This window comes from Clostridium sp. ATCC 25772, assembly GCF_001573875.1.
In the GTDB taxonomy this organism is placed as follows: Bacteria; Bacillota; Clostridia; order Clostridiales; family Clostridiaceae; genus Clostridium_J; species Clostridium_J senegalense.
Map to the genome: position 1 here is coordinate 1 of NZ_LFRG01000204.1, position 539 is coordinate 539.

The following is a 539-nucleotide window of genomic DNA, read 5'->3' on the forward strand; positions in this document are numbered from 1 at the left end:
AGTTCAGTCATTTGCTAAAATCAATTTTAAACCATCTAGATATAACATAGACTTTATGAGTGTTAGTGGACATAAACTACACGGTCCAAAAGGTATTGGATTTATGTACGTAAAGGAAAATAACAAAATAAAACCTATGTTAACTGGTGGAGGACAAGAAATAGGTATAAGATCTGGAACTGAAAATGTAGCTGGTATATATGGACTAGGAGAAGCTATAGATATAATAATGTCAGATTTAAATTCAAAAATAGAGAAAATAGAAAAACTAAAAGTTTTACTAAAAGATTTTATAGTTGAAAATATAGATGATATTAAAGTGAATTCTCCTGAGGACGGCGTATGTCACATATTAAATATATCATTTAAAGATGTTAAAGGAGAGGTACTACTTCATCATTTAGCACAGCAGGGTGTATTTGTATCTACAGGATCAGCTTGTTCATCAAAGAAAAAGGGAAGCCATGTTTTAAATGCAATAGGGCTTACTCCACAAGAAATTGACGGAGCTATAAGATTTAGCTTATCGGATATGACAA

1 protein-coding gene is annotated in these 539 nt (G+C 31.2%); it reads left to right on the top strand.

What is annotated here, in order from left to right:
* On the top strand, positions 1–539 hold a 539-nt coding region (locus AZI32_RS17600; RefSeq protein WP_157450997.1), incomplete at both ends, for an aminotransferase class V-fold PLP-dependent enzyme.